Genomic DNA, 12593 nt, shown 5'->3' on the forward strand with positions numbered 1-12593 from the left:
CTTCAAGCAAAGGAGTTACAATCAGTAGACTGAGCGATAGTTACTTTGAGAAACGATACGTAACTGCAAGACGAGTCGTTACAGAAAGCACCTTTATTAAGATGATGGAACTAAAGTGAATTAAAAAAGCCAAGCTGCTGTTGTCTAAGAGCAAGTAGTGTCTAACTGAAGATGGCAAAAAGAATAGAGAGTAAAAACAAACCCAGTACCGCGCAGTTACTGGGTTTGTTGTATACTGGTGAGAAAGCAAAAGTGAACTGCCTTCGTATTATATTCTTGCATAACATGTCCAGAGGACGTTATCAGGGTCCAGGAACAAAGATTTATTTATAGATAGCACCGTAGATGGCCCTGCAAAAAAAAAGGGGAGGTCCCACGCTATTGTACTGAAACTATGAGGTGTCATACAAAACGAAAAACAAATTAGTGTTAATTCTCATAGCAATTAGTGTTTTTGCGCTATCCGCCTGTGACCGGGATTATGGACAATAAATAAACGGTTGCACTAATTATTGAGGTGATTGCCACAGATGCTGGTGTCGTGCAAATAATCATCTAAGACATACCTGATCACCGTTCTTTTAAATGACGGGGGAGATCTAACTTAATTTATGGCACGTTTGTGAGGCCTATCCAGATGTAATTAGATTTAATGGTTTACAATATATTATAATTAGATTATATAATTATGTACTTTAGGGAGGTGTTCCACATGGATTCTTTGGATACAATGGCTGAGACATTCAAACTCCTTGGCGATAAATCAAGATTAACCATTCTGGGGTTACTTAAGGAAAGAGAGCTTTGCGTCTGTAATCTTGTCGATATTATGCAGATGTCACAGCCTAGCATAAGCCAGCATTTGAGGAAAATGAAGGCCGGCGGACTTCTAAACGAATATCGGAGAGGCAAATGGGTGTATTACTCCCTAAGCCTCGAAGAAAAACCTTACGTGAAGGACGTACTTGAAAGCATTCCTTCTCAAGCCGAAAAGCTGGAATGGCTGGACCAGCAACTTGCAGCAACCGCATGCGACTAATTTAACTGCTCTTGTGTCTTATATGACACCACGGTCCATTGCACATAAAGCGATAACCGCCGCGAAAAAATACAATACGAATAGCTTCCTGAAAGTGAGCCAAGCGACGGCTTAATGAGCTAATATGAATCTCTATATTTCTGTTCCCGCCATAAAATCACTATTCCAAACACTATGTAGTAAATGTTCCTGGGATAAGATGACCCCCTGTTGCCTCGCGAGTTTTATGAACAATTCGTATTCAATCGGCCGCAGAGGAGCAGTGACCCCTTTGATTTCAATTGCAGGCAACTCGGGATGAATAACTATCCCACGGGTTGATCCAGTTTTAGAAGCCCATTTAGGTTGCTTAAAACAAACGGACCTTGAATTGAGGTTCGAAATCTTTCCGAGCAACTCCGTCACGCTAAAAGGCTTCGCTAAATAATCATTTGCTCCCGCTATTAGCCCCTCAATTACCTCCGGTTCCCGGTCATACATGGAAAGAATTAAAACAGGGACGCTCAAGCTTCGATACCGAAGAGACCTTAGCATATCAAGACCCATTCTCCCTCCGCCAATCGTTATATTCAAAATGATAAGATCATACTTGTTTTCAATCATCTTTTGACAGGAATCTTCAACCGTTTTAGCAATCTCAACATCATAAAGGCCTTCACGTTCTAACACTTGTTGAACGAAGGAGGAGAAGTACAAATCATCTTCAACCAAGAGTACCTTTAGCATGATGATTCAGACCGCCTTTCTTGAAATATCTTATATCAATATATAAACATGTTATTATATGAATGACAAGTTAATTATCTTTTAAGCCTTTTTCTCGAACGGCTCACCAATTAGGTGTGCATCCTGTCCGTTTAAAAATTGTTCATCTCCGATTTACATATAAACCTTTACTTATATAATTATATGAGTATAATAAAGGTGAAATTAGAAGCGATATATGGGATAGGAGGGGAGTACCATGCTTAGTTATGCTGCTATGGTTGAAGAACTGAAACTGTTGTCTGACAAAACGCGATTAATGATACTAGCGCTACTCAAAGAAAAAGAGATGTGTGTCTGTGACATTGCAGCTGCATTAGAGTCCACACAACCTAATATTAGCCAGCATTTACGTAAGTTAAAGACCGGTAATTTGGTCCGCGAAACACGGCGAGGCCAGTGGATTTACTATGCCATAAACCGTGATAACAAACCTTATATATCCGACATTTTAAATGATGTTCCATCGATGAAACACCAAGCCATGCAATTTCAGTCAGAAAGCTGTTAGCTGTTAAGGAGGACTTATGTTAATCATTGCGTCGATATTGTTTGTTGTGACGTTAATTTTCGTCATCTGGCAGCCAAAAGGATTGAACATTGGCTGGTCTGCAGCAGGTGGTGCCGTTCTTGCCCTGCTCTTTGGTGTCGTTAGTTTCAGTGATGTCCAGGATGTGACATTGATTGTATGGAATGCGACGCTGGCCTTTGTAGCCATCATTCTCATCTCACTTATTCTCGACGAAATTGGTTTTTTTGAATGGTCTGCCCTACATATGGCCAGGCTAGCCCGAGGCAATGGCACCTTGATGTTTATTTATGTCGTTCTGCTTGGCGCATTGGTTGCTGCTTTCTTTGCGAACGACGGTGCAGCTCTTATCCTAACACCGATCGTATTATCGATGGTAAGGGCGCTAAAGTTTGACGAGCGGATGATCTTACCGTTTATTATGGCCAGCGGATTTATCGCCGACACGGCATCACTGCCGCTCATCGTCAGTAACCTGGTCAATATTGTCTCTGCCGATTATTTTGGCATCGGTTTTGTACAGTATGCGACGCGCATGATTGTTCCGAATCTGTTCTCTATAGCGGCAAGTATTATCGTCTTGTATCTTTTCTTCCGAAAAAGCATTCCGAAAAACTATGATGTGAAGCATTTACGAGCCCCTCGGGAAGCGATTAAAGATCACCAACTCTTTCGCTTATCCTGGATCATTCTAGCTGTGTTATTGGTTGCCTATCTCGTCAGTGAATTTATTCACGTCCCCGTCTCGATCGTTGCCATGGTCGTCTCGATACTTTTTATCATCGCAGCTCGGGGGAGTAAGGCAGTTGCCACAACAAAGATCATCAAAGAGGCGCCATGGTCTGTCGTTGTTTTCTCCATTGGTATGTACGTCGTTGTTTATGGCTTGCGCAATGTAGGTCTCACCGATCAGTTAGGTCAGATCATTGAACAAGTCGCCGACCAAGGCTTGTATGTGACTACGATCGGCATGGGCTTTATTGCCGCCGTGCTCTCTTCCTTCATGAACAACATGCCAACTGTGATGATCAACGCGCTTGCAATCCAAGGGACAGGAACAGAGGGGATCATTCGAGAAGCCTTGATTTACGCCAATGTCATTGGTTCGGATCTCGGACCAAAAATCACGCCCATCGGTTCATTAGCTACCCTGTTATGGCTGCATGTGCTCTCACGCAAAGGCGTGAAAATAACATGGGGATATTACTTTAGAGTTGGCATCATCTTAACCGTGCCTACCTTGTTCATTACTTTGACCGCTTTGTCGTTATGGCTTTGGATCATCAACTAAATTCATTCAAGAGGAGACTTTCACATGAATAAAAAAATCGTTTACTTTCTTTGTACTGGTAATTCGTGCCGCAGTCAGATGGCAGAAGGTTTTGGACATCAACATCTCGGTGAAGAATATGACGTTTATAGCGCAGGTATTGAAGCACACGGATTAAACCCCAAGGCGGTTAAAGCCATGGCAGAGAAGGGCGTCGATATAAGCCAGCAAACCTCGGATGTGATTGATCCGGAGATTTTGAATAAAGCAGACGTCGTTATTACGCTTTGTGGCGATGCAAACGACAAATGTCCGATGACCCCTCCGCATGTGACACGATATCATTGGGGATTCGATGACCCCGCTAAAGCAACCGGCACGGACGAGGAGAAATGGGCAGTGTTTCAACGAGTTCGAGACCAGATTGAGGCACGTATCCAGCGATTTGCTGCTGAAGGAGAATAAAGTAGGGAGGGTTCGCGATGCATAAAGCAGTAATTATCGGAACAGGACCAGCCGGTTTGACGGCTGCCATTTATCTGGCCCGTGCCAATCTTGAGCCCATTGTGATTGAGGGGCCTGAACCAGGCGGACAATTGACCCTTACGACCGAGGTCGAGAATTTCCCGGGGTTTCCTGATGGAATCATGGGGCCTGAACTTATGAATAATATGCGTAAACAAGCGGAACGATTCGGTGCTGAGTTTCATCGGGGATGGGTGACCAGCGTTGACTTTACGAATCGACCGTTTACCCTCTCGGTAGACGGCATGGGTGATTTGCAAACAGAATCGTTAATCATCTCCACCGGTGCTTCAGCAAAACTCCTTGGCATTCCGGGAGAGAAAGAAAATATTGGCCGCGGCGTTAGCACATGCGCAACCTGCGACGGTTTCTTCTTTAGAGGGAAAGAGATTGTTGTCATTGGCGGTGGTGACTCTGCCATGGAGGAAGCCAACTTTCTAACAAAGTTTGCCGCTAAGGTAACCGTCGTCCACCGTCGAAATGAGATGCGCGCTTCAAAGATTATGCAAGATCGCGCACGAGCCAACCCTAAAATTGAGTGGGCATTAAACACCATCCCAGTCGAAGTGCTCGCTGGCGAACACGGCGTGGTTGGTTTAAAAGGACAGGATGCCACTACCGGTGAAGAGAAAGTCATTCAAACGGACGGCATATTCGTTGCGATTGGCCATACCCCGAACACAGGCTTCCTGGGTGATGAGCTACAGACAGATGAAACAGGATACATCCTCGTTAAGCCAGGGACGACAGAAACGAATATAGCCGGTGTATTTGCTTGTGGGGACGTCCAGGATCATACGTATCGCCAAGCGATCACCGCAGCCGGATCGGGCTGCATGGCTGCGCTGGATGTCGAGAAATTTCTGGAGGGCAATCGTGTACATGACTGGAGTATAACACTCTAAACAAGGGAGGAAACACGGTTATGATTCAACGCATGCATGTGGCTGTGAATTGTACGGATCTGGAAAAGTCGCTAACCTTCTATCGAAACTTCTTTGGGGTAGAACCTGTAAAGATCAAAGATAACTATGCCAAATTTGAATTGGATGAACCAGCTTTACATTTCTCTTTGAATGTCCGACCGTTTGAGAAAAATGGTGTATTAAACCACCTGGGTTTCCAAGTGAATACTACCGAAGATGTTCTCGCGATGGGAGAACGTCTCCGGCAATCGGAACTATTGACTATTGATGAGATGAACACAACGTGTTGTTATGCTGTTCAAGACAAAGTGTGGGTCTATGATCCTGATGGAAACGCGTGGGAGATCTTTTACACCAAAGAGGATTCTGAGTTTGAGTCTGCAGGGGATCCTCGGGACCTGTCCCTTTGTTGCGCTCCCCCTGCGGCCCCTGTATCGGTTGAATTCACATCATTTCAGAAGAAGTAAAGGAGTATTTACGATGAAGACGTATCATGCACTAATAGAGGATCGGATTTTCATGGGTGGCGCGGCCGACGTTAAAGATATGGTTTTGGATGAAAAGTGTGAAGTTATTGTCGATCTTCGTGAAGAAGCAACCGAATGCGCCTACCCGGAAACGGATGCGACATGGATCAGGGTTGGTATTGGAGACAACGCGGAAACACCGCAAGAAGATTTGTTTCAAGAGGCCATTAATCAGGTTGTGACGGCTTATCGGGAAGGCAAGAAGGTCGGATTTCATTGCGGTGGTGGAAAGGGCCGTACAGGTGCTGTCTCAATAGGCACATTAATAGCGTTAGGAAAAGCCTCTTCCATCGAAGAAGCAGAGCGTATCGCAAAAGAGATTCGGCCTGTCATTCAGATTCGCGAACCTCAACGGGAAGCATTACAAAAGTTGTTTGAGTCCTAAAGGCAGGGTGAGGTGGCCGTCGTCTTAAGACGCGGCCATTTTTCTTTTTTCTCATAAGTTTTTTAAATGCCTAAGTAGCTTTATAATGCTTTTGCTGAACGAGGCTGCAGCTCACTGCGAGCAACAAGCTTTCCGTTCTTGACAAGCCGTCTAGCGCCTCAGGGGCTAGCCTGTTTACGCCTTCTGTTTTTTATTATGATACAAAGATAAGAGACCTTGAGTGATCACAGCAAGTACCGGCAATTCAATTAATGGTCCGACGACTAAGGCTAATGATATCAAGGGTTGGTCAGGAAAAGCCGTTACTGCTATAGCTAAAGCAACTGGCGAATTTCGTGCAACAATAGTTAAATTTAAACTGATTGCATCCGCTGATGGTAACCTAAACAATTTTCCTGTCAGTAAGCCTACGATAAAATTAATGCCAAAGTACAATAGAACCGGGAGAATCAAAACATAGATGGCTCCCACATTGTCAACTAGAATTGAACCCTGCGATGCAAACATGGCCAAAATGGCCAGGCATAGAAAGATGATTTGTGCAGACGAGAAAAACGGCCCCAATTTGTTGTTCAGTATTGACTCTTTGTTTCTCAAGAGGAAGCGCGTAGTATGGGCCAGTACAAATGGGATCACGAGGACGACGAGCACACTCTCGGTCAGGGTAGCTAACGGAATGGTCTGGATAGTCCCAGCAAAAATCATTAAATAAACGGGGAGCAGCAGTACCTGTAAGACTAAATTAACGGGCAGGATGGAAGCCGACAGAGCTACATTGCCTTTGGCAATTCCTGTGAACATTAAGTACCAGTCTGTACAAGGAGTGACCATGAGCATGATAAAGCCAATCCACAATGCTGGATGGTCGGCCAGGAAGATCCACCCGAGAAACCAGGCGAGCAAAGGCGTCCACAAAAAATTTAGTATGCTACTTAGACCCAGAAATTTGATGTTACGAAAAGCCGCTTTAAATTGGTGAAGTGGGATGTTTAAAAACAAGCCGTACAACATGAAGACCAGACATGGTATAATCAAATTTTCAGCATGGTGCCCTATGAATGGCAGTTGACCCAGTAAGAGCCCGAGCCCAACCGCCAGCAAAATTAGAAACGTTTGATACTTTTCGAGTAAGCTCATGTTCAAACCTCTTTCAGTTGGGATAGAGGCAGCTGTGCACAACTAACCGGTATGAGATTTAGTTTATAGGTCTGGCAAGGCAGAAGCTTTCATAATCTTGAGGTTCAATTGAAAAGGGAGGGTAGAAGCTTGACAAATGAAGAGTGGCAGGCCATCATTTCTTGCAATGCTCAATATGACCCCCAGTTCTTTTATGCCTTAATTACGACTGGGACGTTTTGCAGACCTTCCTGTACATCCCGAACGCCAAACCCTAAAAATGTCGTTCTATTCTATGATCAGGAGCGAGCGTTATCGAGCGGATTTCGCCCTTGCCAGCGCTGTAGACCTAACGAGGCTAGCTGGGAAGGGGCCAAAAAAGACTTGTTTGAAAAAACGAAAGACTATATCCATTCCCATTATGAGCTAAAAATAACGTTGCAAAGCATGGCGGAAATACTGGAGAGAAACTCTTCTCATATCCAACGGACCTTCAAAGAACTACTAGGGATCAGTCCATTGCAATATCTGCATGATGTTCGGATTGAAAGAGCAAAGAACTTATTACGGATACAGGAGTTGTCTACGACACAAATCGCTTATGAGATCGGCTACAGCAGCCTTTCTCACTTTTCAAAGGTATTTAAAGCAAAAGTCGGTCTGTCCCCAAAGATTTACCGTGAAGCCTACGCGCTAGAAGTTAATATTCATTCTTAACTATAGGACCACTAAACCCAGTACATGGTTGATCACTTTCTTTATTGACACACTCCGCACTTACATTCGACAAGGAGGAGAAACATTACATCTACAAGTCGAAGACTATTTCGAGAGTTACACGCAGATCACGGCTGTTCATGTGACCTTCAATACAAAATATACCATCAAGGTAAACGAGTAGCCATGATTGCAGCTGCTGATACGGCGCAAAACCACATCAGGCCTTTTTTAAATTACTTGCAATATACAACTAATTGAGATATAACTATATGTGAGGTGAATCACCATGGAAAACGTTCGGGAGCTCATTCAAATTATGACCCGCCGGTTCGGCTTCTTAAATAAAAACTGCTGTTCTGCTGGTGGGTTCAACATCTCACTCATCCAGAGCCATATTCTTTATGAAATCGACCGTCAGAATCAACCATCCATTCAACAAGTGGCCGAAACATTAGGTACGGATATTACGACGTTCAGTCGCCAAATTCAGTCGTTAATAAAGATGAACTTGGTTAAGAAAACCCCAGACGTCACGGATCGAAGAATCTATATCCTATCCTTAACAATCGAAGGCAAATTTGTTGCAGCTGCGATCGATGAGCAAATGAAAGCCTATTTAAACGATATTTTCTCCCATATGAATGAAGTTGAAAGGGAGACCGTCATTCGTTCCATCCAGTTGCTCAACGAAGCGATGGGGAAATCCCGTCTGTGTTGTATGCCCTCACAGGGGTAAACTTCATGCCAATAACACTTGTATTTTACAACTATTTTCCTGAGAAGATTCGATTCATATGCCCATGAAAATAATGAGTATATGACATTCGACATGGGATTTACTCGAAATTACTTGCATATTACAACTAAATGAGGGGTCTTACTATGACTAAAGTATGGGATGTTATCGTAATTGGAGGAGGTCAGGCAGGTATGGCTTCCGGTTACTACTTAAAGAAAAACGAACTTCAATTCTTGATTCTGGAGGCCAGTGGTCAAGTGGGGGGATCTTGGCCCTATTATTATGACAGTTTAAAACTATTCTCTCCAGCCTCATTATCCTCTCTCCCAGGACTGAAAATAGCTGGAGAGCGCTCGCACTATCCGGTTCGAAACGAGGTCATCCAGTACCTAAATGACTATGCCAAAAACTTTCATCTTCCCATTCGGCTAAATCAGAAAGTGACGACTATAGAGAAAAGCGAGGAGGGTTTTGAAGTCAGTACGAGCACCGGTGACGTTTACCTGGCAAGAACAATCATTAATGCGTCAGGTTCGTTCCACAGCCCATACACGCCTGAAATTAAAGGCAGCGACCTCTTCAAAGGGAAGGTGCTTCATTCCTCTTTGTACCGTAACGCAGAGGCTTTTAAAAATCAACGGGTAGTTGTCGTTGGGCGAGGTAACTCTGCCGTGCAAATTGCCATTGAGCTAGCTGATAGTAGCCATACGACACTGGCCGTACTGAAGCCTGTGCACCTTGTGAATCAGAAAGTGCTTGGCATTGACTTGCACTTTTGGATAAAGGCCATTGGCTTAGATACGTTTCCATTCTGGCGCTTTGGTAAACAAGCACCGATCCCTGCGGCCGCGGCTGATTTAGGTGACTACAAAGCGAGATTGGAAGCAGGAAAACCCGATCAACGAGATATGTTCGTTGCGTTTCACGAAAACGGCGTCATATGGCCGGACGGATCGCAGGAAAACGTCGATACGGTCATCTTTGCTACCGGATACCGTCCTGGACTCACGTACTTACAGGAGATTGGTGCATTGAACGGAGGGGGAAGGCCATTGCACACGGCGGGCATTAGCCAGACCGTTCCGGGGCTGTACTATGTGGGCTTGGAAGGCCAGCGTTCCTTTGCTTCTGCCACATTAAGGGGGGTGGGGCCGGACGCGAAATACGTTGTTCGTCATATCGAACGCTTCCTGCAAACGGGATGACGGACAGGAAGGAGAAGGAAACCATGAAGATTCTCGTAAATATTGCGCATCCCAATATGAAACGCTCACGTGTAAACGCTAGTTGGAAGCAAGAGCTGGAGCAGTCCCAGGCTGTCAAGGTCAATGATCTGTATGAGCAATATCCGGATGAAACGATCAACGTTTCTCGTGAGCAACAATTGCTGTTGGCTCATGACCGAATTGTATTTCAATTTCCGTTGTTTTGGTACAGCGCGCCCCCTTTGCTTAAAAAATGGATGGATGATGTCTTGATGTATGGTTGGGCATATGGAACGGGCGGTAGCGCCTTACACGGCAAAGAATTGGTTCTCGCGATTTCGATTGGAGGCCATGAACAAGACTACCGAGCAGGTGGAAAAAATCTTTTTACTGTAAGCGAACTGACAAGGCCGTTCCAGGCGACTGCGAATTTAACCGGGATGAATTTTTTGGCTCATTTTGTGCAACATGGAGCTGTTTGGCTTGATTCTACCTCGATCACGAAAAGCGCAACAGCCTACGTTGAACATATTACCGATAGCCAGCTTAACCCCTTAACGCATAGCAGACGTGCGTGAGGACAATCAAAAATAAAAGGAGAGATGCGGTATGAGTCAAGAAGTGAGCAAAGATCAAATCCGTCAAAATGTGCGGAGTCGTTACAAAGAAATTGCGGTTCAAGAAATGGAAGCCCCTTCGTGTTGTAGTCCTTCCCCAAGTTTTACGGTATCAGCGAGTGGTGCATCGTCTCAAATGGGGTATTCGTCCGAAGAATTAACGGCGGTGCCGGACGGGGCGAACCTTGGATTAGGTTGTGGCAATCCGCAAGCCATTGCTGCCTTGAAGCCAGGTGAAGTTGTGCTGGATTTGGGCAGCGGCGGGGGGTTCGATTGTTTTCTGGCCTCCCGGCAAGTGGGGGAGACGGGGCGCGTGATCGGCGTCGATATGACGCCGGAAATGGTCAGCCGTGCGCGTCATAATGCGGATAAAGGCGGGTTTGGCAATACGGAGTTCCGGCTAGGAGAAATTGAGTATTTGCCGGTTCCGGATCAGACGGTGGATGTCATCCTATCCAATTGCGTCATTAATCTTTCTCCAGATAAACAACGAGTATTCGATGAAGCGTTTCGAGTGCTAAACTCCGGCGGTCGCCTTGCGATTTCCGACATTGTAACGACAGCCGAGCTGCCTGATCCGATCAAAAATGATCTAGATCAAATGTATTCAGGTTGCATTTCCGGCGCTTCGTCCATCGATGAAGTAAAGCGCATGTTAGTGCAGAGCGGTTTTCAAGATATCGTGATTGAATCGAAGGATGAATCCAAAGCGTTTATTAAAGATTGGGTGCCTGGACAGCAGATCGAAAACTATATCGTTTCGGCAGTCATTCAAGCCGTGAAACCATAAATACAGACGAAGTAAACAAGCGCACCGCCAGTTCCGGACGGATCGGCGGTGACCATCGTTCCAAATGCAAACATTTTTTCTGGTGCCGGCCGCAAAATTAGTAAACAAAAACGGGCCTGCAGCTGGGCGATCGGTGCAGTTTCGCCTTGAAATAAAAAAAGAAGCTCCGAGGGAACCCCTCCGGAGCTGCCATGACCGATGCTTTCGGATTGTTACTCCATTATACAATAACTTGTTTATCTTTCAATATTCTTATGAAGTAAAAAATCGATATCAACATGACCGCCGCGCGTGGCCCTGATTTTACGGAAAAATGAGCATCGAAACAGATAGAAGAATCGTTAAGCAACTGATTATGAAAACTTCTGTAATATTTACATTTTGGGTGGCGAGATTGGATTCCCCATGACATCGATAAGAAATTGTGCGTCCTCACCAACTCCATGAATGAGTGCAGAGCCTCTTTTATATTGCCAACTTAGTCCGATAAAGTAGAGACCGGGGATATTTGTCACACCTCTTTGATGAATAGGCCGTCCGTGAGGCTCTATTACACCATCTATGTATGGTGATCCATGAATAGTTATTTCGATAGCCTGTTGCCCATATAATCGTCTGTACTTCTTGTTGTGTTCCATCTTCAAATTGGGCATTCTTCTTTTTAATCTCAACTAAGCGTCCCCTAAAAGATACTTTATTTCTTACCTTCTGAATATCCCCACCTATAATAGGGTCTCGCTGTTTGACCCATTGGCCTAATTTAGTCGTGATCTTCACGTTCAATATTCCGAGTAGATCGAGCCACCAAAACAAGTCTTTTCCCATTAATTGTTGAGGCAGCGCCTTGATTTTTTTACTAGTGGAAAGGGTTACTTGGTGCGTTTCACTTAGTTCTGCAGCAATTTGAACCCCCGTGTTGCCAGCCCCGACAATGAGAACACTTCCAGGTGGAATTTGATCCGACCTGCGATAATTAGCCGCATGCATTTGAAACATATCTTGGCTAATCGATTGTGTGATTGGGGGAATAAACGGGGTATAGAACCCACCTGTTGCCACAATGACTTGTTTGGCCTTATAGGTATCTCCACTTTGCGCTGTGATGATAAACTGCGCACCTGCTTTGTGTAGCTTTTCCACTTTCCTATTGTGTAATATGGGCAGTTCAAATCGGGCGGCATACGTATGAAGATACTGTGCGATTTCATCTTTGGTTGGGTATCCCCATGGATCTCCGTTTAAATCGAGACCCGGTAAAGCACTATAGGATCTAGGCGTAAAAAGCACCAGTGAATCGTAGCGGTTTTGCCAAGAATCGCCTGTTTTTTCCCGCTCATCCAGAATCAAAAACGTTTTCTGCTTTTGTTTTAAATAATAACCGGTGGCTAGTCCGGCTTGGCCGCCACCGATCACGATTACATCATATTCCATACAACTTCT

At 44.8% G+C, this 12593-nt stretch carries 15 protein-coding genes and 1 pseudogene; 13 read left to right on the forward strand and 3 right to left on the reverse strand.

Annotated features, from left to right (window positions below; translation table 11 throughout):
* Together ABC336_RS31325 and ABC336_RS31330 are read left to right on the forward strand one after the other, a co-directional pair.
* Positions 1-119, forward strand: a pseudogene (locus tag ABC336_RS31325) (NlpC/P60 family protein); the annotation flags it as partial.
* A 593-nt stretch (positions 120-712) separates the two neighbouring features.
* Positions 713-1039 (forward strand): ArsR/SmtB family transcription factor, encoded by a 327-nt coding sequence (locus tag ABC336_RS31330; protein ID WP_413242665.1) that lies wholly within the window; start codon positions 713-715, stop codon positions 1037-1039.
* Positions 1040-1171: 132 nt separating this feature from the next.
* Here ABC336_RS31330 and ABC336_RS31335 read toward each other — a convergent pair whose 3' ends face one another.
* Complete coding sequence (locus ABC336_RS31335; RefSeq protein ID WP_413242666.1) at positions 1172-1765, reverse strand: response regulator transcription factor; 594 nt, start codon at positions 1763-1765, stop codon at positions 1172-1174.
* 238 nt (positions 1766-2003) lie between these two features.
* On the opposite strand from ABC336_RS31335, the gene ABC336_RS31340 reads away from it, so the two are divergent.
* The 6 genes from ABC336_RS31340 to ABC336_RS31365 are packed head-to-tail and all read left to right on the forward strand — an operon-like array spanning position 2004 to position 5966.
* Positions 2004-2315, forward strand: coding sequence for an ArsR/SmtB family transcription factor (locus ABC336_RS31340; RefSeq protein WP_413242667.1), 312 nt, complete (start codon positions 2004-2006; stop codon positions 2313-2315).
* 16 nt (positions 2316-2331) lie between these two features.
* Positions 2332-3624, forward strand: a complete 1293-nt coding sequence (locus ABC336_RS31345; RefSeq protein ID WP_413242668.1) for an arsenic transporter — start codon at positions 2332-2334, stop codon at positions 3622-3624.
* Positions 3625-3648: 24 nt separating this feature from the next.
* Positions 3649-4068, forward strand: a complete 420-nt coding sequence (gene arsC, locus ABC336_RS31350; RefSeq protein WP_020616230.1) for an arsenate reductase (thioredoxin) — start codon at positions 3649-3651, stop codon at positions 4066-4068.
* Positions 4069-4085: 17 nt separating this feature from the next.
* The gene (gene trxB / locus ABC336_RS31355) at positions 4086-5033 is read left to right on the forward strand and encodes a thioredoxin-disulfide reductase (protein WP_413242669.1); all 948 of its coding nucleotides are present in this window, start codon (positions 4086-4088) and stop codon (positions 5031-5033) included.
* A 23-nt stretch (positions 5034-5056) separates the two neighbouring features.
* Positions 5057-5521, forward strand: coding sequence for an ArsI/CadI family heavy metal resistance metalloenzyme (locus ABC336_RS31360; protein ID WP_413242399.1), 465 nt, complete (start codon positions 5057-5059; stop codon positions 5519-5521).
* 13 nt (positions 5522-5534) lie between these two features.
* Complete coding sequence (locus tag ABC336_RS31365; protein WP_413242670.1) at positions 5535-5966, forward strand: protein-tyrosine phosphatase family protein; 432 nt, start codon at positions 5535-5537, stop codon at positions 5964-5966.
* A 174-nt stretch (positions 5967-6140) separates the two neighbouring features.
* Here the strand turns inward: ABC336_RS31365 and ABC336_RS31370 are convergent, their stop codons facing one another.
* Positions 6141-7103, reverse strand: a complete 963-nt coding sequence (locus ABC336_RS31370; RefSeq protein WP_413242671.1) for an arsenic resistance protein — start codon at positions 7101-7103, stop codon at positions 6141-6143.
* A 129-nt stretch (positions 7104-7232) separates the two neighbouring features.
* On the opposite strand from ABC336_RS31370, the gene ABC336_RS31375 reads away from it, so the two are divergent.
* The 5 genes from ABC336_RS31375 to ABC336_RS31395 all read left to right on the forward strand — a co-directional run bounded on the left by ABC336_RS31375 (position 7233) and on the right by ABC336_RS31395 (position 11153).
* Positions 7233-7799 (forward strand): bifunctional transcriptional activator/DNA repair enzyme AdaA, encoded by a 567-nt coding sequence (locus tag ABC336_RS31375; protein ID WP_413242672.1) that lies wholly within the window; start codon positions 7233-7235, stop codon positions 7797-7799.
* A gap of 289 nt (positions 7800-8088) precedes the next feature.
* Complete coding sequence (locus ABC336_RS31380) at positions 8089-8538, forward strand: MarR family winged helix-turn-helix transcriptional regulator (RefSeq protein WP_413242673.1); 450 nt, start codon at positions 8089-8091, stop codon at positions 8536-8538.
* Between the two features lie 146 nt (positions 8539-8684).
* On the forward strand, positions 8685-9746 hold the full coding sequence (locus ABC336_RS31385; protein ID WP_413242674.1) for a flavin-containing monooxygenase: 1062 nt from the start codon (positions 8685-8687) through the stop codon (positions 9744-9746).
* A gap of 23 nt (positions 9747-9769) precedes the next feature.
* The gene (locus ABC336_RS31390; RefSeq protein ID WP_413242675.1) at positions 9770-10324 is read left to right on the forward strand and encodes an NAD(P)H-dependent oxidoreductase; all 555 of its coding nucleotides are present in this window, start codon (positions 9770-9772) and stop codon (positions 10322-10324) included.
* Between the two features lie 31 nt (positions 10325-10355).
* Positions 10356-11153 carry an arsenite methyltransferase gene (locus ABC336_RS31395; RefSeq protein WP_413242676.1) on the forward strand — a complete coding sequence of 266 codons (798 nt, stop codon included), beginning with the start codon at positions 10356-10358 and terminating at the stop codon, positions 11151-11153.
* 465 nt (positions 11154-11618) lie between these two features.
* Here ABC336_RS31395 and ABC336_RS31400 read toward each other — a convergent pair whose 3' ends face one another.
* Positions 11619-12584, reverse strand: coding sequence for a flavin-containing monooxygenase (locus ABC336_RS31400; RefSeq protein WP_413242677.1), 966 nt, complete (start codon positions 12582-12584; stop codon positions 11619-11621).
* Positions 12585-12593: the final 9 nt, after the last annotated feature.

The sequence above is a fragment of the Paenibacillus jepli genome (assembly GCF_047238105.1).
Taxonomy (GTDB): domain Bacteria; phylum Bacillota; class Bacilli; order Paenibacillales; family Paenibacillaceae; genus Paenibacillus_D.

Excerpts from the sequence above, each read along its gene's own strand:
- ABC336_RS31330 (WP_413242665.1), top strand. The coding sequence starts at position 713 with ATGGATTCTTTGGATACAATGGCTGAGACATTCAAACTCCTTGGCGAT.
- ABC336_RS31335 (WP_413242666.1), bottom strand. The coding sequence starts at position 1,765 with ATGCTAAAGGTACTCTTGGTTGAAGATGATTTGTACTTCTCCTCCTTC.
- ABC336_RS31340 (WP_413242667.1), top strand. The coding sequence starts at position 2,004 with ATGCTTAGTTATGCTGCTATGGTTGAAGAACTGAAACTGTTGTCTGAC.
- ABC336_RS31345 (WP_413242668.1), top strand. The coding sequence starts at position 2,332 with ATGTTAATCATTGCGTCGATATTGTTTGTTGTGACGTTAATTTTCGTC.
- arsC (WP_020616230.1), top strand. The coding sequence starts at position 3,649 with ATGAATAAAAAAATCGTTTACTTTCTTTGTACTGGTAATTCGTGCCGC.
- trxB (WP_413242669.1), top strand. The coding sequence starts at position 4,086 with ATGCATAAAGCAGTAATTATCGGAACAGGACCAGCCGGTTTGACGGCT.
- ABC336_RS31365 (WP_413242670.1), top strand. The coding sequence starts at position 5,535 with ATGAAGACGTATCATGCACTAATAGAGGATCGGATTTTCATGGGTGGC.
- ABC336_RS31370 (WP_413242671.1), bottom strand. The coding sequence starts at position 7,103 with ATGAGCTTACTCGAAAAGTATCAAACGTTTCTAATTTTGCTGGCGGTT.
- ABC336_RS31380 (WP_413242673.1), top strand. The coding sequence starts at position 8,089 with ATGGAAAACGTTCGGGAGCTCATTCAAATTATGACCCGCCGGTTCGGC.
- ABC336_RS31385 (WP_413242674.1), top strand. The coding sequence starts at position 8,685 with ATGACTAAAGTATGGGATGTTATCGTAATTGGAGGAGGTCAGGCAGGT.
- ABC336_RS31390 (WP_413242675.1), top strand. The coding sequence starts at position 9,770 with ATGAAGATTCTCGTAAATATTGCGCATCCCAATATGAAACGCTCACGT.
- ABC336_RS31395 (WP_413242676.1), top strand. The coding sequence starts at position 10,356 with ATGAGTCAAGAAGTGAGCAAAGATCAAATCCGTCAAAATGTGCGGAGT.
- ABC336_RS31400 (WP_413242677.1), bottom strand. The coding sequence starts at position 12,584 with ATGGAATATGATGTAATCGTGATCGGTGGCGGCCAAGCCGGACTAGCC.